This is a genomic window from Plantibacter sp. VKM Ac-2880 (assembly GCF_015351235.1).
Lineage (GTDB): Bacteria > Actinomycetota > Actinomycetes > Actinomycetales > Microbacteriaceae > Plantibacter.
The window spans coordinates 1-20,651 of sequence record NZ_JADKSJ010000002.1; the positions used below are offsets into that span (position 1 = coordinate 1).

Below are 20,651 nucleotides of genomic sequence, written 5' to 3' on the forward strand. Positions count from 1 at the left end.
TGCACGCTGTTGAGTTCTCAAGGATCGGATGCTCCTGCCTTTGGCCATCACGACCGCCCTGCAGGGCAACTTCTCTAGCTTACCACTTCTTCGGTTGTTGTCAAGTTGAGCGGGAGTCGATCTCGTTGAGCCGAAGCCCTCCGGATCCTCACCGTCTCGATGACCCGAGATCTGGGAAGTTCCAACCTAGTCTTGAAGCGAGACAATCTCAAGTGTGAGTCTTGCTCACGATGAGACGCTCAGCTTTTGGCTGGGTGTCGGTCCCACTTGAGGCCGGGAAGCTCTTCCGCTTCCCGCACCTTTGGGGTGACGAGTGATTACTTTACGCAGACCGTCAGGTCGTGGCAAATCGCCCTCGCATCCCGGGCGTGTCGCCCGGATACACGGGGATCACCGCGCGTCATCGTCGCCGATGCCCATGACCGCGGGGGTGTCCGAACCGGCGGCGGTGACGGACGCGACGGCGAGCGGGCTCCCGCCCCAAGCGGCGAACGTGTACTCGTCGCCGGCGGACGCCACCGACCAGCTCCGCTCACCCGTGGTCGCATCGATCCCGACGAGTCCACCGTCCAGTGTGAGGAGCAGCGTCCGCTCGCCGTATCCGACGAGACTCCCCTCCGCGTCCTGTTCCTCGTAGCGGATCTCCCCATCGCCGGCATCGACGCCGGTGTATCCGCCGTCACCGTCGCTGAGCATGATCGTGTCGCCGACGGTGTACGCTCCGTCCCACGTGCTCGTGAGTGCGCTGCGCCATTCGACCTCGCCGGATCCGGGGTCGAGACGACGCACCCGCTCCCCCGACTGGTCTGCCACGACGAGGAGCCCGGTCGCGTCGAGGACCACCGGCAACGCGCCGGTCGCCTTCCATCGCTCCGCGCCGGTGCGGGCGTCGACCCCACGGATGGTCGTGTCGTTCCCGGAGTAGTCGATCGCGACGAGATCGCCACCGACCTGCTGGTAGTACCAGGAACCGTCACCCTCCCAGTCGATCGGCGAGCCGTCGGTGAGCGAGTAGACCGCTCCGTCGAAGAAGAGCTTGTCGCCGGCGGTGGTCGCCCGCTCCCCGGCGTCACCCTCGACCTCCCAGATCGGCTCGGTCAGATCCGTCGACCGGTACCGGCCGATCGTTCCTCTGCCGTCCGTGGTGGTCGACGAGATCAGCAGGTCCCCCTCGAGCCCAGGGACGAAGGCGGCCGGTGCAGCGAATTCCGCGAAGCCGATCCCCTCGACACTCGAATGCTCCTGCGACGTGGAGACCACGTGTCCGTCACGGCGACTCACCGCGACCATCAGATCGCCCTGGTTGAGCACGATGGCGGCAGCATCGGGAGGCGAGACCACCACCGGGGCGTCGAACCGGTCGAACTCCGGGGAGAGCTCGGTGACACGGCGATCCCAGAGCGTGTGCCCGTTGGCGGTGTTCACGAGGGAGATCACGGTCTCACCGGGAGCGTCGTCGACGGTCGCCTGATCCAAGGGCCGGTCGGTCGACCACACCAGGAGCGCCGTGCTCGGACTGGCCGTGTACCCGTTCACGTACAGCTCGTCCCCCGCCGGCACCTCATCGTCGAGCGGGTGGGCGAGATCCCAGGTCCCGACGGTCGGCTTCGTGGGGAGGTCGCGCAGCAACGCCAGCCCCTCGACGCGGTGCGGGACGGACGCCACCACGATGAGCACGACGACCACGATCGCGGCGACCACGGCGGCCGCGAGCCCACCGAGGAGGAACCACCGACGCCGCGACGGGGCCCGCTTGGCCGACGCCGGCAACGAGTCGGGATGCCAGACGGCGCGGGCGCCGGTGGTGCCCGCCTCCGCCATCTCACCCGTCGCGGTCGCAGGGAGCGAGTCCCGCGCCGTCGCCGCAGACAGGTCGGCGGCTGGCGACGAGACCGCCGGGGACGCGGGCGGTGCCGACGTCGTGGGCGCGGGTGCCGCCGACTGGTCCGTCTCCGGGGAGGGCACCCCGCCGGGAGTGACGGCGGCGGTCCCGTCCTGGTCGAACGCACCGGTGGACGTCGTCGGCTCGTCCATCGACGCCGTCCCGGACGTCGGCGCGATCCCGGTTTCGGACTCGGCCTGCGTCCCGAGATCGCCCTCCGCCTCCGCGTCCGTGTCGGCACCCGTCACCGAGGGCTCGTCCGAGCGCACGGGCAGCATGCTCCCACAGCTCGGGCACACACCATCGCGACGATCGACGATCTCGGTCCCGCACGCCTCGCAGAGCTGCACTCGGAGCATCCCTCTCAGGTTCGACGACGATCGTGACGCCGTGGTCGGCGGATCAGGCGGACGCGTCGTCCAGGAACACACCAGCGAGCGTCCGCTTGCCGCGACGGATGACGGCCACCCCACCGGGGAGGAACCGACCCGCGAGCGTGGCGTCGACATCGTCGATCTTCCGGTTGTTCACCGAGACGCCCCCCTGGGTGACCGCGCGCCTGGCCTCGCCGAGGCTCGAGCAGAGGTCCGTGTCGACGAGCGCCTGGATGACGAGGGTGCCCTCGCCGGTGGCACGGTTCGGGAGTTCTGCGACCGCGGCGCGGAGCGTGTCCACGTCCAGTGCCTCGAGCTCGCCCTGCCCGAACAGCGCGGCGGACGCGGCGATGGCGGCGTCCGTGGCCGTCGTCCCGTGGACGAGCGCGGTGACGGCGTACGCGAGCGTCTTCTGCGCCTCACGTCTGAACGGCTCGGCCTCGGTCGCGGCCGCCAGTCGCTCGATCTCGGACCGGTCGAGGAAGGTGAAGACCTTCAAACGGGCGACGACGTCCGCGTCATCGGTGTTGACCCAGAACTGGTAGAACGCGTACGGACTCGTCATGCTCGGGTCGAGCCAGACCGCGTTGCCTTCGCTCTTCCCGAACTTCGTGCCGTCGGAGTTCGTGATGAGCGGGGTCCCGATCGCGTGGACGTTCGCCCGCTCCACCCGGTGGATGAGATCGGTGCCGCTGGTGAGGTTGCCCCACTGGTCGCTTCCACCGGTCTGCAGCACGCACCCGTACTCGCGGTAGAGCTCGAGGTAGTCCATGCCCTGGAGGATCTGGTAGCTGAACTCGGTGTAGCTGATGCCCGCCTCGGAGTTGAGGCGCGCGCTCACCGCGTCCTTCTTGATCATCGTGCCGACGCGGTAGTGCTTCCCGATCTCGCGCAGGAAGTCGATCGCGGACAACGGCGCCGTCCAGTCGAGGTTGTTGACCATGCGAGCTGCGTTGTCGCCCTCGAAACTCAGGAAGCGCTCGATCTGGGCGCGCAACGACTGCACCCATTCGGCGACCGTGTCGGGGGTGTTCAAGGTGCGTTCGGCGGTGGGCCGAGGATCGCCGATGAGCCCCGTCGATCCGCCGACGAGTCCGAGCGGTCGGTGACCGGCCAACTGGAGGCGACGCATGACGAGGAGCTGGACCAGGTTCCCGAGGTGCAGGCTCGCCGCGGTGGGGTCGAACCCGCAGTAGTAGGTGATGGGGTCGCCCGCGAGGAGAGCCTTCAGTTCCTGCTGGTCGGTCGACACGTGGACGAGCCCACGCCACACGAGTTCGTCCCAGATGTCCTCGAAGGTCGGATCGTTGCGCTGTTCAGGGAGAGCGAGGTTCGGCACGCGTGCAAGGCTACCAGCGCCGGATCCACCGCCCGCTCGATCGCAGGCGCGCGCGGCTGGGCCGGTCCGGAGACTTGCGGGATTTTCTCTCAGTTGTGTGAGTTGTTGAAATTCCTACACATGGGGTCTACGGTGAAGGAGGACCGACTGACGGGAGGAACGCCGTGTTCGTGTTGACCGTCGACCAGATCGCGAGTCGGTCCGGCCCCGACCGCGCCGGAACCGTCATCGAATCCATCAACGATCGGTTCGGAGACCGCCTGCTCCTCACCGCGGAACGGACGGCGGGCGACGAGTTCCAGCTCGCCACCGAGGACGCGGACCTCGCGCTCACCATCGCCCTCGACCTGCTGCGTGACCGAGGGTGGAGCGTCGGCATCGGTCAAGGCGACGTCCGCCGACCGCTTCCCGAATCGACTCGCGCGGCCACCGGGCCGGCCTTCTACGCCGCGAGGGACGCCGTCACCCGCGCCAAGCGCGCACCCTTCCGGTTCGCCCTGGACGCCGCCGACCGGGAACGAGGCGCCGACCTCGAAGCGCTCATCGTCCTGCTGTTGCACCTCCGCGACCGTCGCACCGCCGGCGGCTGGGAGGTCGCCGACCTCCTCGCCTCGGGCACGACGCAGACGGAGGCTGCGGAACGGCTCGGCATCACGGAGAGTTCCGTGAGTCGCCGAGTGGCCGCTGCCGGCGTGCGCGCCGAAGCCGCAGCGACCACCGCACTCGTCCGGCTCCTCGTCGCGCTCGACCAGGACTCGGACACTTCCCACACCGTCGATCGAAAGGATGAGCGATGAACCTCCTCGTGCTCACCCCACTCACCTGGCCGACCATCATCGGCCTCCTCGGGAGCGCGCTGCTCTTCCTCCTGCTCGGGCGGCTGCTCGCCGCGCGGCTGGCGAACCGGCTCATGGTCGTCCTCGCCGTCCTCATGGCGACCGGCGCCCTCGCGACGGCTCTCGTCCCCGGCACCCCACCGAGCGGCCCGGCCCTCCTGCTCCTCAGCACCTTCGTCCTCGCCGTGGCCGTCGCGGGCGGTGGGCCGGTCGCGTCGTTGGTGCTCTCGCTCGCGACGAAGGGCACCGTGGCACCTGGCGTCCATGGCGGCATCCTCGTGGGAGAACGACAAACAGGCGAGTCGCAGGTCATCGGCCGTCCGGTCGAAGTGCTCCGGGGCGGGATGGCCATCGGCGTCCTCGAACGGCTCGCCCTCGTGGCTGCACTGTTCTCCGGCTATCCCGAAGCGATCGCCGTGATCGTGGCGGTCAAGGGTGTCGGCCGTTTCAGCGAACTCGACTCGGCCGAAGCACGCGAACGGTTCATCATCGGCTCGCTGGCCAGCCTCCTCTGGGCGGCAGGCGTCGCGTCGATCCTCGTCATCGCGCGGGGCTGAGCCGATCGTCAGTCGACGGCCCGGGGCGACCGACGATAGGGCGAGACGGTCGCTTCCCCGGGAAGGACGAACCGCCACGGATACGCCGCGCCCCCGCCGACCCCGCTGACACCGGTCCTCGGCCCGCTCACCGGATCGGACACCCGCTTCGGCACGGCGAGGTCGAACGGTGGAGCTGCGAGGTCGACGCCGGACTGGGCGAGCGTCACACCGAGGGCGACCGTCAGCCGTGCCGGCCCTCGGGCGAGATCACGGGCTGACACACGCTCGCCTCGACGCCGTCGGGCGAGCTCCTCGCCTCCGACGACCTCACCGGCTCGCAGCAGCACCGCCGACGCGGTTCCGACCGGCGAGCACACCACGTTGATGCACACGTGCATGCCGTAGCTGAAGTACGCGTACAGATGCCCGGGCGGACCGAACATCGGACTCGTCCGCGGCGTGGGTCCGCGATGGGCGTGCGAGCCGGGATCCTCACCGACGCCGAGATAGGCCTCGACCTCGGTCAACCTGACCGACACGGTGCCCTCCGGCGTGGTGTGGGACAGTACCGCGCCGAGCAGCGCCGGCGCGACCTCCAAGGCCGACGCCGAGGTCAACGCGTGCAACGCACCGGCCGCCGTCATGAGACCCAGCAGCCGCTTACAGCGAGAGGGCCTGCGACAACGCGCCGACCCGGCCGACGAGCGTGACGAGCTGGTCCTGCACCCGTTCCGGCGCCGTGCCGCCCGCACCGAGTCGGCTGCCGATCGAGCCGTCCACCGTCAGGACGCTCCGGACCTCCGGGGTGAGGTGCTCGGACACGCCGGCGAGCGCGGCGTCGTCGGGTTCGTGCAGTGCCAGACCCCGCTCCTCGCAGTGCTTGACGAGGGCCCCGCTGATCTCATGCGCATCCCGGAAGGCGACCCCCTGCTTCACCAGCCATTCGGCGACGTCCGTCGCGAGCGAGAAGCCCTCAGGTGCGAGCTCGCGCAGTCGCGCCGTGTCGAACCGCAGCGTCGCGACCATGCCGGTGAACGCCGGGAGCAGGACCTCCAACTGATTCACGGAGTCGAAGACCGGCTCCTTGTCCTCCTGCAGGTCGCGGTTGTACGCGAGCGGCAGCGCCTTCAACGTCGCCAGCAGACCCGTCAGGTTGCCGATCAGCCGGCCGGACTTCCCGCGGGCGAGTTCGGCGATGTCGGGGTTCTTCTTCTGCGGCATGATGCTCGAGCCGGTCGAATAGGCGTCGTCGAGCGTCACGAATCCGAACTCGCGGGTGTTCCACACGATGATCTCTTCAGCGAACCGCGACAGGTTGATCCCGATCAGCGAGGTGATGAACGCGAACTCGGCGACGACGTCGCGACTCGCGGTCGCGTCGATCGAGTTCTCCGTGGGGCGGTCGAGGCCCAGCTCCCGAGCGACGAGCACGGGGTCGAGGCCGAGCGAACTCCCGGCGAGCGCTCCGGACCCGTAGGGTGACGCACTCGCGCGGGCAAGCCAGTCACGGAGGCGTTCCAGGTCCCTGGTCAGCGGCCAGGCGTGCGCGAGCAACTGGTGTGCGAGCAGCACCGGCTGGGCGTGTTGCAGGTGCGTCCGGCCGGGCATCGCCGCGTCGGGGTGTGCCTCCGCTTGGGAGACGATCGCGTCGATCAGGTGGACGACCTCGCGGGCGATCGCCCGACCGTGATCGATCAGGTAGAGCCGGACGAGCGTGGCGATCTGGTCGTTGCGGCTGCGGCCGGCGCGCAGTTTCCCGCCGAGTTCCTTCCCCGCCCGCTCGACGAGCCCGCGTTCCAGCGCGGAGTGCACGTCCTCGTCGCTCTCCGCGGCGACGAAGACGCCCTCGGCGACATCCGTGTCCAGTCGGTCGAGCGCGGCGAGCATGTCGCGGAGTTCGGCGTCGTCCAGGTAGCCCGCTGCAGCCAGCGCCTTCGCGTGGGCGCGGGAGCCGGCGATGTCGTAGGCGGCGAGGACCCAGTCGAACTGCGTCGACTTGCTCAACCTCGCGAGCTCCGGCGACGGCCCGCTCGCGAACCGTCCTCCCCAGAGGGCTCCCGATTCGCCTGCACGGTTCTGCTGTTCTGCCACGATGGGCCTCCTGTACTGCTCGCGTCCGAAGCGCTCCGGACGGGTCGATGTGGCTGGCGCCGGGGTGGGTCAGGCCGCGAAATCGGTGTGCTGCTGCTCCAACAACCAGACGAGCAGGGCCTTCTGCGCGTGGAGGCGGTTCTCCGCCTCGTCCCAGATGATGCTCTGCTCGCCGTCGATCACCTCGGCCTCGACCTCGAAGCCGCGATCGGCAGGCAGGCAGTGCATGAACACGGCGTCGTCGGCGGCGAGCCCCATGAGCCTGCGGTCGACGCGATAGCCGCCGAAGATCGCCACGCGCTGCGCCTTCTCGTCCTCTTTGCCCATCGACACCCAGGTGTCGGTGATCATGACGTCGGCGCCCCCTGCGGCCTGATCCGGGTCGGTCGTCACGAGGATCGACCCGCCCGTCGTCTCGGCGATGCGTTCTGCGTCCGCGACGACATCCGGCGCCGGAGCGAACTCCGCGGGTGCCGCGACCCGCACGTGCATGCCGGCGGTCGCGCCGGCGAGCAGGTAGGAGTGCGCCATGTTGCTCGCGCCGTCCCCGAAGAACGACATCGTCAGGCCGGCCAGCGCGCCCTTGTGCTCACGGATGGTGAGGAGGTCGGCGAGCAGCTGGCACGGGTGGAAGTCGTCGGACAGGGCGTTGACCACGGGCACGGTCGTTCCGGCGGAGATCTCCTCCAAGCCGGACTGCGCGTAGGTGCGCCAGACGATCGCAGCGACCTGGCGTTCCAGCACCCGAGCGGTGTCCGCCGCCGTCTCCTTGCCGCCGAGCTGGCTGTTCGCCGTCGAGATGATGAGCGGCGACCCACCCAGGTCGGCGATGCCCACGGCGAACGACACCCGCGTGCGGGTGGAGGACTTGTCGAAGATGACCGCGACGGTCTGCGGGCCGGCCAGCGGCTGGCGGGACCAGCGGTCCCGCTTGAGCTCGGTGGCGAGATCGAGGATCTCGGCCTGCTCGGCGGGGCTGAGGTCGTCGTCGCGGAGGAAGTGACGGGTCATGACTGAGGATCCTGTTCGTGAGGGTCGGTGGCCGGTCAGGCCTGGACGGCGTCGAGCGCGGCGCGGAAACGCGTGGTGAACTCGTCGATCTCGGCGTCGCCGATGATCAGCGGGGGTGCGATGCGGATGCTCGTCGCGTTCGGTGCATTGATGATGAGGCCTCGCTCGAACGCGGCGGCCGACAGCTCCGCCGCGACGGGTGCGCTGAGGCCGATGCCGAGGAGGAGACCGTGCCCGCGGACCTCCTCGATCAGGGGCGATCCGATGGCCGTGATCACCGCCCGGAGCTGCTCGCCGCGGACGGCCGCGTTCTCCACGAGACCGGCCCGCTCGATCTCCTCGAGCACGGCGTTGGCCGTCGCCGTCGCGAGGGGGTTCCCACCGAAGGTGCTGCCGTGCTGGCCGGGACCGAACAGCTCGGATGCGGCACCGAAGGTCACCAGCGCGCCGATCGGCATGCCACCACCGATGCCCTTCGCGACGGTGATCGCGTCCGGGACGATGCCGGCGCGCTGGAAGGCGAACCACTCCCCCGTCCGGCCGGCGCCGGTCTGGATCTCGTCGATGATCAGCAGCACCCCGTGTGCCTCGGTGAGCGCCCTGGCTCGGGCGAGATAGCCCTCCGGCAGGTCGACGACGCCGGCCTCGCCCTTGATCGGCTCGACGATCAGCGCCGCCACCCGGTCGTCGAGTTCCGCCTCCAACGCCTCGATCGTCGTCGGGATGTGCTCGACTCCCCCGGGAAGCGGGTGGAACGCCTCCTGCAAGGCGGGCTTGCCCGTCAACGCGAGTGCGCCGAAGGTGCGCCCGTGGAAGGAGTTCTCCAAGGTCAGCACGCGAGTCCGGGAACCGTCGCCGACATTGAGGCGCGCGAGCTTGAACGCGGCCTCGTTCGCCTCGGCACCCGAGTTCGCGAAGTAGACGCGACCGCCGTCGTCGGCGCCCGCGAGCCGCTTCAACCGGGCGGCGAGCTCGAGTTGCGGCGGGGTCGAGAAGTAGTTCGAGACGTGCGCGAGCGTGCTCGCCTGCCGGGTGACCGCGCCGACGAAGGCCGGATGCGCGTGCCCGAGCGCGTTGACCGCGATGCCGGCGAGGAAGTCGAGGTAGCGGTTGCCCTCGGCATCCCAGACGTGGCAGCCCTCACCACGGGTCAACATCGCGATCGGCGTGTTGAACGTGCGCATCATGTCCCGTTCGACGCGGGACTTCCAGTCGCTCATGCGTCCTCCGGGACGACCTCGGTGCCGGAGCCGTTCTGGGTGAACACCTCGAGCAGGATGGAGTGCGGCACACGGCCGTCGATGATGGCCGCCTTCGCGACCCCGCCGTCGACGGCGTCGAGGCAGGCGGTCATCTTGGGGATCATGCCGGACTCGAGGCTCGGGAGCATCTGCCGCAGCTCGGTGGTCGTGATCCGGGAGACGAGCGAGTCGCGGTCTGGCCAGTCGCTGTAGAGGCCGGCCACATCGGTCAGGATGACGAGCTTCGCCGCTCCGAGCGACACGGCGAGCGCAGCGGCGGCCGCGTCCGCGTTCACGTTGAGCGTCTGTCCGGGGTGGTCGAGGTCTGGAGCGATCGAAGACACCACCGGGATGTTGCCGGCGTCCAGGTAGGCCTGTACGGAGGTGGGGTCGACGGTCACGACGTCACCGACGAGGCCGACGTCGACGGGCTCCCCGTCGACGACGACGGAGCGACGGCGTCCGCCGAACAGACCGGCGTCCTCGCCCGACAGGCCGGCCGCGAGTGGGCCGTGCTCGTTGATGCGACCGACGAGCTCGGGGTTGACCTGGCCGGTGAGCACCATCCGCACGACGTCCATGGCCTCCGGCGTCGTGACCCGGTATCCGCCGCGGAACTCGCTGTGGATGTCGAGGCGTTCGAGCATGGCGGAGATCTGGGGTCCTCCGCCGTGGACGACGACGGGCTTGAGCCCCGCATAGCGCAGGTAGACCATGTCCTCGGCGAAGGCCTGGGCGAGCTCGTCGCTCACCATGGCGTTGCCGCCGAACTTCACCACGATCGTCTGGTCGCGGAAGGCCTTCAGCCAGGGCAGGGATTCGATGAGGGTGGCCGCCTTGATGGCAGCCTCCTCGGGTGAGTTGTCTCGGTACTCCGTCATCGTCAACTCGCGTAGGCGCTGTTCTCGTGCACGTAGTCGTGCGTGAGGTCGTTCGTCCAGATGGTCGCGCCAGCCTCGCCGGCGTGGAGGTCGATGAGGACGTGCACGGCTCGTGGCGCGAGGTCGACGAGTTCGCGCGGCTGATCGGGCTCTCCCGCGGTGCAGACCTGGACCCCGTTCATCGCCACGTCGATGCCGTAGGGGTCGAATGCGGCGCCCGTGGTCCCGACGGCCGCGAGCACGCGACCCCAGTTCGGATCGTTGCCGAAGACGGCGGCCTTGAAGAGGTTGCTGCGCGAGACGGCGCGAGCGACTTCGACGGCGTCGTCCTCGGAGGACGCCCCGACGACCTCGATGGCGACGTCGTGCGCCGCACCCTCGGCGTCGGCCTGCAGCTGGAGGGTGAGATCCCGGCAGACCTCGGTGAGTGCCGCGATGAAGTCGGGCAGGTCCGGGGTCGCTCCGCTCGCCCCGGAGGCGAGCAGCGAGACGGTGTCGTTGGTGGACATGCAGCCGTCGGAGTCGAGACGGTCGAAGGTGACCCGTGTCGCGCTCCGGAGCGCCTGGTCGAGTTCGGCCGGCTCGAGGACCGCGTCGGTCGTGATGACGACGAGCATCGTGGCGAGCCCGGGAGCGAGCATGCCGGCGCCCTTGGCCATCCCGCCGATGGTCCACCCGTCGGCCGATCGATGCTTCGCCTGCTTCGGCTTCGTGTCGGTCGTCATGATCGCGGTCGCGGCGTCGAGACCTGCCGCCTCACCGGCGCCGCCATCCATGGTGATCGCCCGGGTCGCATCCCAGACGCCGGCGGTCAGCTTGTCGAGGTCGAGCTGCTCGCCGATCAGTCCGGTGGAGCAGACGAGGACGTCGCCCGCGGAGATCTCGAGTCGCTCCGCGACCGACTCCGCCGTCGCATGCGTGGTCTGGAATCCGCGCGAGCCCGTGTAGCAGTTCGCGCCACCGGAGTTCAGGACGATGGCCGAGACGATGCCGTCCGCCATGACCTGCTCGCTCCAGAGGACGGGGTTCGCCTTGCACCGGTTGCTCGTGAACACCGACGCCGCATGCTGCAGCGGTCCGACGTTCTGGACGATGGCGAGGTCGAGCCCGCCCGAGGTCTTGAGGCCGCAGGCGACCCCCGCCGCCACGAATCCTGCTGCTGCTGTCACACTCACGGTGCCACTCCGTTCACACTGAGGCCGGTCGACTCGGGGAGTCCGAGTGCGAGGTTCGCCGATTGGATCGCCGCTCCGGCGGTCCCCTTCACCAGGTTGTCGACGGCGGTCACCACGACCACGCGTCCGACGGCCTCGTCGACCGCCAGCCCGATGAGCGCGGTGTTCGCACCGAGCACATCCGCCGTCCGCGGGAAGGATCCCTCCGGCAGGACCTGCACGAAGGGTTCGCCCTCGTAGGCCGACTCCCACGCGGCACGCACCTGGGCAGCCGTGGTGCCCGGGACGATCCGCGCCGTCGAGGTCGCCAGGATCCCCCGCGACATCGGCACGATGACGGGGGTGAAGGAGATGGTCGCCACGTCAGCTCCCGCGGCTCGCAGACTCTGCGTGATCTCGGGGATGTGGCGGTGGGTCCCGCCGATGGCGTACGGGTTCGCGGAGCCGAGCACCTCGCTCGCCAGCAGGTTGAGCTTGAGGCTCTTGCCGGCGCCGGACGGGCCGACCGCGAGCACGGAGACGAGGTCGAGTGGCTCGATGACGCCCGCGGCGATGCCCGGCGCGAGCGACAGGGCGACCGTGCTCGCGTTGCACCCGGGGGCGGCGATCCGTTTGGCGCCGACGAGTGCGTCGCGGCCCCGGCCGGTGGTGGTCTGCAGCTCCGGCACGCCGTACGCCCAGGCACCGAAGTAGTCACCGCCGTAGAACGCGTCCCAGTCGCCCTCGTCGACGAGCCGGTGGTCGGCTCCGCAGTCGACGACCAGCGTCTCGGGCGGGAGCGACGCCGTGACCTCCCCCGACTTGCCGTGCGGGAGGGCCAGGAAGACGACGTCGTGCCCGGCCAGGGCCTCGGGCGTCGTCGCCTCGAGGACCAGATGCCGCAGCGATCGGAGGTGTGGTTGGTGGTCGATGAGTGGTTGACCGGCGTTCGCGTGCGCGGTCACCGTCGTGACGTCGAAGTCGGGATGGTCGGCGAGCAGCCGAAGCAGCTCGCCTCCTGCGTAACCGGATGCGCCGGCGACGGCGACAGAGAAGGACATGGCTCTACCTTATTGAGTGGACGCTCGGGTGGCGGAGGCGGCGACTCCTGGACGACTGCACCGTCTCATGGACCGTGCGGGCATCGGGGTCGCCTAGCGTCGCTCTGCGGTGGAGCGCGTGGACACGCCACGGCGGAGGGCGCGGAGCGTGATCGCCCGCGAAGAACCCTGTGCCTGGAAACGTGCCATGCCGAGAGCGTACTACGGCGACGAGGATGCGGACGAATCCGGACCGGCCGCCGCGCGCTCCGCGATGAGCGCCGCCTGGACCCGGGACCGGGCATCCAGCTTCACGAGGATCCGCGACACGTGGGTGCGCGCCGTCGCCTCCGACAGGCTCAGCGCGGCGGCGATCCCCGCGTTGCTCAGCCCGGCTCGGAGCTGCGCGAGCACCTCGCGTTCCCGCGGTGTGAGGGTCGCGAGTCCCGGGTGGACGGCGACCGGGCCGGCGACGACGGGAGCACTGGTCGCTGCGAGCCGGTCGAGCACTCGGCGCGTCACCTCCGGAGCGAGGACCGCCTCCCCCGCATGGACACGACGGATGGCATCGACGAGACCGGCGGCCGAGACCGTCTTGACCAGGAAGGCGTTCGCCCCGGCGGCGAGCGCGTCGTCGACGTAGCGGTCGATCGCGAAGGTCGTGAGCACGATGATCGCCGGCGGCGGGTCGGCCGCGGCGAAGATGGCCGGGATCGCGTCGATACCCGAGGCCCGCGGCATTTGCACGTCGAGGAGGACGACATCCGGCCGGTAGCGGGCGGCCTGGGCGACGACGGACTCCCCGTCCACCGCCTCGGCGACCACCAGGATGTCGTCCGGCTCGGCGAGCAGGGCACCCAGACCGGCTCTGACGGCCGCGTGGTCGTCCGCGATCAGCACGGAGATCGTCATGTCGTCACCCCCACGACGACGGGGGACGCCGGCGTTCGGAGCGTCCCGGTCGGCACCGTCACCGACAACCGCCACTCTCCGCCGTCCGGGCCTGCGGTGAGGTCACCTCCCACCAGTCGCGCCCGCTCCGCCAGGCCGACGAGGCCGACGCCGCCGGAACCGACGAGGGCCGAGACGATGGGCGACGACGGAAGCGCATTGCTGAGCGCGACCGAGAGTGCGCCGGGCGGCAGCGAGATCTCGACCCGCACGCGCGAGCCCGGCGCGTGCTTCGCGGCGTTCGTCAGCCCCTCGACGAGGGTCCGGAGTCCGACGATCGACGTCTGCGCCGGGACCTCGGCGAGCGCCGCGTCCTCCGGCACCCGGAGGTCGAGCTCGACACCGCTCGCGCGGGCGACGTCGACCGCACGCGCGATCTCGTCGCCGGTGAGACGGTCGGGCGCCGATACCGGCACGTCTGCGGAGGGATCCCCACGGAGCACGTCGATCATCGTACGCATGTCCGCCAAGGCCTCGAGACTGCCGGCTCGAACGAGTTCCAGGGTGTGGCGGAGGGTCGTCTCGTCGGCAGGCGTCCGTCGTTCCAGCACCGCGGTCGACTGCATGGCGATCGCCGACAGGTGTCCGGCGATGACGTCGTGGAGTTCGCGGCTGAGTTCGAGCCGCTCCCGGGTGACGGCGTCCTGGCGGAGGGCGGCGGCAGCCTGCGCGATCGTGTCGGCACGCTCCCGCTGGCGTTCCGCCTCGAGGCGCGGGTACCGCACCATCCTGCCGAACCAGATCGAACTGGCCAGGATCACGGGGACGGTGATGAGTGAACCCAACAGGACGCCACCGTCCAGACGCGCGGCCGCGGCGACGTCGTCGGTGAACCAGAAGACCGCGAAGACGCTGACCGCTGCGACCGCGATCGCCGTGCACACGAAGGCCGCGACGTCGACGAGACGCGACCGCGAGTAGAGGGCGGCCGCGTAGGCGAGGTCTGAGAGTACGACGAGGACCCCGACCCCGCTACTGCCCGTCGACAGCGCTTCCGCGAGGGTGATCAGCGCCCCCAGCAGGAGCATGGTCAGCGGGCGGCGTCGCCGGAACACGTGCACGACCAGGACGGCGGCGAGGAAGACCAGCATCACCGGCGCCGACGACGGAGACGCCGTCGTGCTCCAAGGGATCTGAAATCCGATCAGCGCGAACAGGAGCCCGACGATGGCGCAGACGACGGAGACGACCGGTTCCCGGTGTCGGCTCACCCATGAGCGAGGTCCTTCGAGCGCAGCCATGCGTCCATCAGACCAGTTCCCGGCCGCCGACGCGAGCGCCGGAGGGACGACGAGCCCGTACGCAGTTCCGCTGACGACGCCGGCGCAGGATCCGCAGCTCGGTCGATGTGGGGTGGCAAGCCGCTGCGGGAGCATCTAGACATGGACAGCTTCACGGAACTCTTCGGGACCAGCCCGCTCATCTGGGCCATCCTCGGCGCGGAGGGCGCGTTCTGGATCCTCCTCTTCGGTGGGCTGGCGGTCCGCTACCTCCTGCGGCGACGGCTCCTCAGTTCGATCATGCTGATCGGGGTGCCGCTCGTCGACCTCATCCTCGTCGTCCTCACCGCGATCGATCTTGCCGGCGGCGAGGAACCGAACCTCACGCACCTTCTGGCGACCATCTACCTGGGATTCACCGTGGCCTTCGGACACGCGCTCATCACGAAGGCCGACGTCTGGTTCGCCCACCGGTTCGCCGAGGGCCCGGCACCGCAGGCGAAGCCGAAGTCCGGGCCCGCGTACGTTCGGGCCGCGTGGCTCGAATGGCGTCGGGTGCTGCTCGCCGTGATCATCGCCATCGGCGGACTCCTCGCGATGCAGGCCATGGTGGGGTGGTCCGTGCCCTCCTCGTTCGCAGAGGCGAACGACGATGTCATCTGGGGCATGATCGTCAAGCTGCTCGCCATCACGGCGATCTGGTTCGTGGCAGGGCCCGTGTACGCGGTCCTCTTCCGACGCACGGCGCCGTCGCCCGACACCACGGAGCGGGTATCCGATCCGATTCGGTTGCACCCTCAGCCCTAACGGGGGTGCACTATCTCATATCTGAGATAGAGTGACGCCATGGAAGATACGGCAACGTTTGAACGAACGGACCCCGCTGCGCCGCTCCGGCAGGTCGGGGCACTCATCCGCGGGGCGCGTCAGGGACGCAAACTCACCCAGGCTCAACTGGCTGAACGCGTCGGCACGAGCCAGAGCGCGATCAACCGGATCGAGCAGGGCAGCCAGAACATCAGTATCGACCTTCTGAGCCGGATCAGCACCGCGCTCGAGAGCGAGATCGTCAGTTTCGGCGAGCAGAAGAAGAACTCGCACCTCCGCGTACAGGGCGGACGCCGACTTCACGGGAGCATCGAGGTCCGTTCGAGCAAGAACGCCTCGGTCGCCCTGCTCTGCGCGGCGCTCATGAACCGCGGCCGCACCACCCTCCACGGCATCGCCCGCATCGTCGAAGTCGACCGCATCATCGACGTCCTGCGCAGTCTCGGCGTCTCCGTCGTGTGGTCGCCCGACGGCCAGGACGTGGAGATCCACGTGCCCGACGACCTCTCGCTCGAGAGCATCGACGAGGACGCAGGACGACGTACCCGCAGCGTGCTCATGTTCCTCGGCCCGTTGCTCGGCCGATACGACACCTTCGCCCTGCCCTACGCCGGCGGCTGCGACCTCGGAACGCGCACGGTCGAACCCCACCTCATCGCTCTGCGGCCCTTCGGCCTGTCCATCGAGGCCACGGCCGGGTGGTACCAGGCCACCGTCGCTCCCGATGTGCCCGAGGAGCTGACCGTCGTGTTGACCGAACGCGGCGACACCGTCACCGAGAACGCGATCATGGCCGCCGCCGTCCGGGACGGGGTCACGACCATCCGCAACGCCAGCCCGAACTACATGGTGCAGGACCTCTGCTTCTACCTCGAGCTCCTCGGCATCACCATCGACGGCATCGGCAGCACGACGCTCAGGATCACGGGCCGCAGCGTCATCAACGAGGACGTGGACTACTGGCCGAGCGAGGACCCGGTGGAGGCGATGAGCCTGCTCACCGCAGGGATCGTCACCGATTCGGAGATCACCGTCACACGGGTCCCGATCGAGTTCATGGAGATCGAACTGGCCACGCTCGGTGAGATGGGACTGCGTCACACCCGCTCCCCCGAGTACCCGGCTGCGAACGGTCGCACCCGGCTCGTGGACGTCACCGTGCACCCGTCGAAGCTGCACGCACCGATCGACAAGATCCACCCGATGCCGTTCCCCGGACTGAACATCGACAACCTGCCGTTCTTCGCCGTCATCGCCGCGTGCGCGGAGGGCGACACCCTCATCCACGACTGGGTCTACGAGGGTCGGGCGATCCACCTCACCGACCTCACGCGCCTCGGGGCGAACGTCCGCTTGCGCGACCCGCACCGCATCGACGTCTCCGGTCCGACGCACTGGTCCGGAGCCGAGGTGAGCTGCCCGCCGGCACTCCGACCCGCCGTCGTCATCCTGTTGGCCATGCTCGCGGCGAAGGGGACGAGCGTCCTGCGGAACGTCGACATCATCGCTCGTGGGTACGAGCAACTGCAGGAACGACTCATCACCCTCGGCGCCTCGATCGAGACCTTCCGCGACTGAGCCCCCGACGACGGACGCGGCCCCGCAGATCATCGATCCGCGGGGCCGCTTCGTCTGTCCTGGACCGACTCAGTCGCGGATACTCGCGCCGAACCGCTCGGCTGCCGCCGCCGCGCCGGCGAGCTTCGCATCGCTCGCCTCCGCAGCCGTCAGCGTGCGGTCGGATGCTCGGAAGCGCAGCGCGAAGGTGAGACTCTTGCTCCCGGTCGGGACCCCCGTGCCCCGGTAGTCGTCGACGAGGCGGATCTGCTCGAGCAGCGATCCAGCGCCGTCCCGCACGGTCTCGAGCACGGCGCCTGCGGCGACCGTCTCGGGCACGAGCAGCGACAGGTCCTGCGTCGCCGCAGGCAGCGTCCGGACGCCGACCGCCTCGGGTACCGCGTCGCCGAGGGCGATGATGCGGTCGAGGTCGAGTTCCGCGACCGCGACGACCCGCGGCAGGTTGGCAGCCTCGGCGACCTGCGGGTGCAGTTCACCCGCGTACCCGACCAGCACGTCACCGACATGCAGGGCCGCAGCACGACCAGGGTGCATCGCCTGGTGTGCGCCCTGGGACACCGTGATGTCGACACCGGTCGCGACGGCCACGGCCTGGACGGCCTCGAGCGCCTCGGCGATCCCGGCAGCGACCGCAGGCTGACCCGGTTGTTTCGGCACACTGTTGCCGACCGCGAGGAAGCCGAGGTGGCGCGGCTGTGCCGGGACGCCCGCTTCCAATTCGTCGAGCTGCTCGTCCGATGGTCGGGCCGCGCCCTCCGGCAGCACCGACTGACCGAACGCGCCGTGCCGTGCCGGACGGAACACCGACCCGAGCTCGAAGATCGACAGGTCGGTCAAGCCGCGCGACACGTTGCGGTGGGCGACGGTGAGGAGTCCGGGCAACATCGACGCCCGGAGATAGGGAGCCTTGGCGTCGAGGGGGTTCGCGAGCTTCACCGACGGGAGTTCCCCCGGCTGGGCGGTACCGAAGCGGGCGTTCTCCTCGGCCGAGACGAACGGGTACGACAGGACCTCGGTGGCACCGCCGTAGGCGAGCGCGTCGGCGACGCCTCGGCGGAGTCGCTGCGAGCGGGTGAGCCCGCGACCGGGAGGGGCGACCGGGAGCACGGACGGGATGCGGTCGTACCCGAGGATGCGGGCGACCTCCTCCGCGAGATCCTCCTTGCCGGTGATGTCGTGGCGCCAGCTGGGCGGTGTCACGAGGAGTCCGCCGTCGGTGGAGGTGACGATTGCGCCGATCTCGGCGAGGGCAGAACGGGTCTCCTCCGACCCGAAGTCGACACCGACGAGACCGTTGATGTACCCGTCAGGCAGCAGGATCGCTTCACGATCGGCAGCGGCGGCCACGGTCGATCCGAGCGCGTCCGGTCGACCACCCGCGAGGTCGACGAGCAACTGCGCGACACGGCCGGCTGCTGCGACCGCGACCTGTGGGTCGACGCCCCGCTCGAAGCGCTTGGACGCCTCGCTCGGCAACTTGTGCCGACGGGCGCTCCTGGCGATGGACACCTGGTCGAAGTTCGCCGCCTCGATGAGGACGTTCCGGGTGGCGTCGGTGATCTCGGTGTTCAGGCCGCCCATGACGCCCGCCAGACCGATCGGACCGGAGCCGTCCGTGATGAGGAGGTCTTCCTCGTGCAGCGTCCGTTCCTGACCGTCGAGGGTGACGAAGGTCTCCCCCGCCCGTGCGCGTCGCACGACGATGCCTCCGGTGAGCGTGTCGAGGTCGTAGCCGTGGATCGGCTGTCCGAGCTCGAGCATGACGTAGTTCGTGATGTCGACGACGAGCGAGACGGAGCGGATGCCCGCGAGCTTCAGCCTGGCGACCATCCAGGGCGGCGTCGGCCGGCTCGGGTCGACCTCGCGGACCACGCGCGTCACGAAGACGCTCGAACCGACGCGGCCTCGGATCGGAGCCGCGTCGTCGATGGTGACGGGGAACCCCTCGAGTTCGGTCGTGAAGGCCTCCGGCACGCTCGACGCCGGGTCGCGGAACGGAGCTCCCGTCGCGTGCGAGTACTCGCGGGCCACGCCGCGGATGGAGAACGCGTAGCCGCGGTCGGGGGTGACGTTCAGCTCGACTGCGGCGTCGTCCAGACCGAGCAACGCGATGGCGTCCGTACCGACGGGAGCCTCCACACCGATCGTCGAAAGACGCAGGATGCCGTCGTGGTCCTCGCCGAGGCCGAGTTCGCGGGCGGAGGCGATCATGCCGTCGGACACGTGACCGTAGGTCTTCCGCGCGGCGATCGGGAACGGACCGGGCAGCACGGCGCCCGGCAGGGTGACGACGACCTGGTCGCCGACGAAGAAGTTGCCGGCACCGCAGACGATACCGCGCACGGCACCCTCGTCGTCGCCCTCGGCGACGCGCACCTGGCACCAGCGGATGGTCTTCCCGTTGGACTGGGGCTCCTCGACGAACTCGAGCACCTCGCCGACCACGATGGGACCGGTCAGCTCGAAGACATGGATGTCCTCCTCCTCGAGCCCCACACGGACGAGGGCAGCGTGGACGTCATCAGGGGTGGTCCCCGGGGCGAGTTCTACGAACTCCCCGAGCCAGCTCAATGGAACACGCACGACTACACCACCATCCCGAACTGCTGGGAGAAGCGGACGTCGCCCTCCACCATCTCTCGCATGTCCTGCACGCCGTCGCGGAGCATCAGCCCGCGCTCGACACCCATCCCGAAGGCGAAGCCCGAATAGACGTCCGGGTCGATCCCCGCCGAACGGAGCACGTTCGGGTTGATCATGCCGCAACCACCCCACTCGATCCAGCGCGGGCCGTCCTTGAAGGTCGGGTGCCAGAAGTCGAGCTCAGCGCTCGGCTCGGTGAACGGGAAGTAGCTCGGGCGCAGTCGTACCTTGGCGTCGTCGCCGAAGACGCTCTTCACGAAGTGGTCGAGCGTGCCACGGAGATGCGCCATCGTGAGCCCCTTGTCGACGGCGAGGCCCTCGAACTGCATGAAGACGGGCGTGTGGGTGGCGTCGAGTTCGTCCGTGCGGTACACCCGGCCCGGCGCGAGGACGTAGACGGGCAGCTCGCGCTCGAGCAGCGACCGCACCTGGACCGGTGAGGTGTGGGTGCGGAGGACGAGGTGGGACTCGAGCGGATCGACGAAGAAGGTGTCCTGCATGGCACGCGCCGGGTGGTCGGCGTCGAAGTTCAGGGCGTCGAAGTTGAACCACTCGCTCTCGACCTCCGGCCCCTCGGCGATCTCCCACCCCATGCCGACGAAGATGTCCGACACCCGGTCCTGCAGCAGGGTGAGCGGGTGCCTGGCACCGACCGAACGCCGCAGGGGCACCGCCGTGACGTCGATCGTCTCGGCCGCGAGCCGTGCCTCCGTCTCAGCGGCGATGATCTCGTCCTCGCGAGCGCCCAACGCCTTGGCGACCCGACCACGCGCCTGGCCGACGAGTTTGCCGAGCGCGGCCTTCTGATCGTTCGGCACGCTGCGGAGCGACCCGTTGAGGGCGGCGAGCGGGGAGGCCTCGCCGGCGTGGGCTGATCGGACCGCTTTCAGGGCGGCCGAGTCGGTGGCGGCGGCGATGGCTTCGAGAGCGGCATCGACCGCGGCGTTCACCGCTGGTTCGGAGATTGGGGATGCGTCGGACACGAGAGCCAAGTCTACCCAGGCGCCCGCCTCGCGGCGCGACCGGGTGGAAGACACCCGGCC

17 protein-coding genes are annotated in these 20,651 nt (G+C 69.6%); 4 read left to right on the forward strand and 13 right to left on the reverse strand.

The features are described from left to right. Nucleotides 1–390: 390 nt before the first annotated feature. Both ITJ57_RS19815 and tyrS read right to left on the reverse strand, forming a co-directional pair. Nucleotides 391–2,151 carry a PQQ-binding-like beta-propeller repeat protein gene (locus ITJ57_RS19815; protein ID WP_194670415.1) on the reverse strand — a complete coding sequence of 587 codons (1,761 nt, stop codon included), beginning with the start codon at nt 2,149–2,151 and terminating at the stop codon, nt 391–393. A 133-nt stretch (nt 2,152–2,284) separates the two neighbouring features. Then, the gene (gene tyrS / locus ITJ57_RS12220; RefSeq protein ID WP_194670416.1) at nt 2,285–3,595 is read right to left on the reverse strand and encodes a tyrosine--tRNA ligase; all 1,311 of its coding nucleotides are present in this window, start codon (nt 3,593–3,595) and stop codon (nt 2,285–2,287) included. A 164-nt stretch (nt 3,596–3,759) separates the two neighbouring features. On the opposite strand from tyrS, the gene ITJ57_RS12225 reads away from it, so the two are divergent. Then, nucleotides 3,760–4,392: a SatD family protein gene (locus tag ITJ57_RS12225; protein ID WP_194670417.1), complete on the forward strand. Its 633-nt coding sequence runs from the start codon at nt 3,760–3,762 to the stop codon at nt 4,390–4,392. Continuing rightward, nucleotides 4,389–4,988 carry a hypothetical protein gene (locus ITJ57_RS12230; protein ID WP_194670418.1) on the forward strand — a complete coding sequence of 200 codons (600 nt, stop codon included), beginning with the start codon at nt 4,389–4,391 and terminating at the stop codon, nt 4,986–4,988. Before ITJ57_RS12225 ends, ITJ57_RS12230 begins: the two co-directional genes overlap by 4 nt. A gap of 8 nt (nt 4,989–4,996) precedes the next feature. On the opposite strand, the gene ITJ57_RS12235 is transcribed toward ITJ57_RS12230, so the two are convergent. The 9 genes from ITJ57_RS12235 to ITJ57_RS12275 all read right to left on the reverse strand — a co-directional run bounded on the left by ITJ57_RS12235 (nt 4,997) and on the right by ITJ57_RS12275 (nt 14,580). Further along, nucleotides 4,997–5,614: a DNA-3-methyladenine glycosylase gene (locus ITJ57_RS12235; RefSeq protein WP_194670419.1), complete on the reverse strand. Its 618-nt coding sequence runs from the start codon at nt 5,612–5,614 to the stop codon at nt 4,997–4,999. 16 nt (nt 5,615–5,630) lie between these two features. Further along, nucleotides 5,631–7,061, reverse strand: a complete 1,431-nt coding sequence (gene argH / locus ITJ57_RS12240; protein ID WP_194670420.1) for an argininosuccinate lyase — start codon at nt 7,059–7,061, stop codon at nt 5,631–5,633. Between the two features lie 69 nt (nt 7,062–7,130). Beyond that, nucleotides 7,131–8,072 carry an ornithine carbamoyltransferase gene (argF, locus tag ITJ57_RS12245; protein ID WP_194670421.1) on the reverse strand — a complete coding sequence of 314 codons (942 nt, stop codon included), beginning with the start codon at nt 8,070–8,072 and terminating at the stop codon, nt 7,131–7,133. Nucleotides 8,073–8,107: 35 nt separating this feature from the next. Further along, nucleotides 8,108–9,292: an acetylornithine transaminase gene (locus ITJ57_RS12250; RefSeq protein ID WP_194670422.1), complete on the reverse strand. Its 1,185-nt coding sequence runs from the start codon at nt 9,290–9,292 to the stop codon at nt 8,108–8,110. After that, a complete protein-coding gene (gene argB, locus ITJ57_RS12255) occupies nt 9,289–10,194 on the reverse strand; it encodes an acetylglutamate kinase (protein WP_194670423.1) in 906 nt (301 codons plus the stop codon). Before argB ends, ITJ57_RS12250 begins: the two co-directional genes overlap by 4 nt. 2 nt (nt 10,195–10,196) lie before the next feature. Continuing rightward, nucleotides 10,197–11,369: a bifunctional glutamate N-acetyltransferase/amino-acid acetyltransferase ArgJ gene (argJ, locus tag ITJ57_RS12260; protein WP_194670424.1), complete on the reverse strand. Its 1,173-nt coding sequence runs from the start codon at nt 11,367–11,369 to the stop codon at nt 10,197–10,199. Next, nucleotides 11,366–12,409 (reverse strand): N-acetyl-gamma-glutamyl-phosphate reductase, encoded by a 1,044-nt coding sequence (gene argC, locus ITJ57_RS12265; protein WP_194670425.1) that lies wholly within the window; start codon nt 12,407–12,409, stop codon nt 11,366–11,368. The genes argJ and argC overlap by 4 nt, the downstream gene beginning before the upstream one ends. A 201-nt stretch (nt 12,410–12,610) precedes the next feature. Further along, on the reverse strand, nt 12,611–13,300 hold the full coding sequence (locus ITJ57_RS12270; RefSeq protein WP_194670426.1) for a response regulator transcription factor: 690 nt from the start codon (nt 13,298–13,300) through the stop codon (nt 12,611–12,613). Next, entirely contained in the window at nt 13,297–14,580 is a 1,284-nt protein-coding gene (locus tag ITJ57_RS12275) for a sensor histidine kinase (RefSeq protein WP_194670427.1), read from the reverse strand. Before ITJ57_RS12275 ends, ITJ57_RS12270 begins: the two co-directional genes overlap by 4 nt. Nucleotides 14,581–14,721: 141 nt before the next feature. Here ITJ57_RS12275 and ITJ57_RS12280 point away from each other — a divergent pair, with 141 nt between their 5' ends. Both ITJ57_RS12280 and ITJ57_RS12285 read left to right on the forward strand, forming a co-directional pair. Beyond that, nucleotides 14,722–15,366 carry a hypothetical protein gene (locus ITJ57_RS12280; RefSeq protein ID WP_194670428.1) on the forward strand — a complete coding sequence of 215 codons (645 nt, stop codon included), beginning with the start codon at nt 14,722–14,724 and terminating at the stop codon, nt 15,364–15,366. A gap of 39 nt (nt 15,367–15,405) precedes the next feature. Next, nucleotides 15,406–16,965 carry a UDP-N-acetylglucosamine 1-carboxyvinyltransferase gene (locus tag ITJ57_RS12285; RefSeq protein ID WP_194670429.1) on the forward strand — a complete coding sequence of 520 codons (1,560 nt, stop codon included), beginning with the start codon at nt 15,406–15,408 and terminating at the stop codon, nt 16,963–16,965. A 69-nt stretch (nt 16,966–17,034) separates the two neighbouring features. Here ITJ57_RS12285 and pheT read toward each other — a convergent pair whose 3' ends face one another. Both pheT and pheS read right to left on the reverse strand, forming a co-directional pair. Beyond that, entirely contained in the window at nt 17,035–19,548 is a 2,514-nt protein-coding gene (pheT, locus tag ITJ57_RS12290) for a phenylalanine--tRNA ligase subunit beta (protein ID WP_194670430.1), read from the reverse strand. 2 nt (nt 19,549–19,550) lie between these two features. After that, on the reverse strand, nt 19,551–20,591 hold the full coding sequence (gene pheS / locus ITJ57_RS12295; protein WP_194670431.1) for a phenylalanine--tRNA ligase subunit alpha: 1,041 nt from the start codon (nt 20,589–20,591) through the stop codon (nt 19,551–19,553). Between the last annotated feature and the right edge of the window lie 60 nt (nt 20,592–20,651).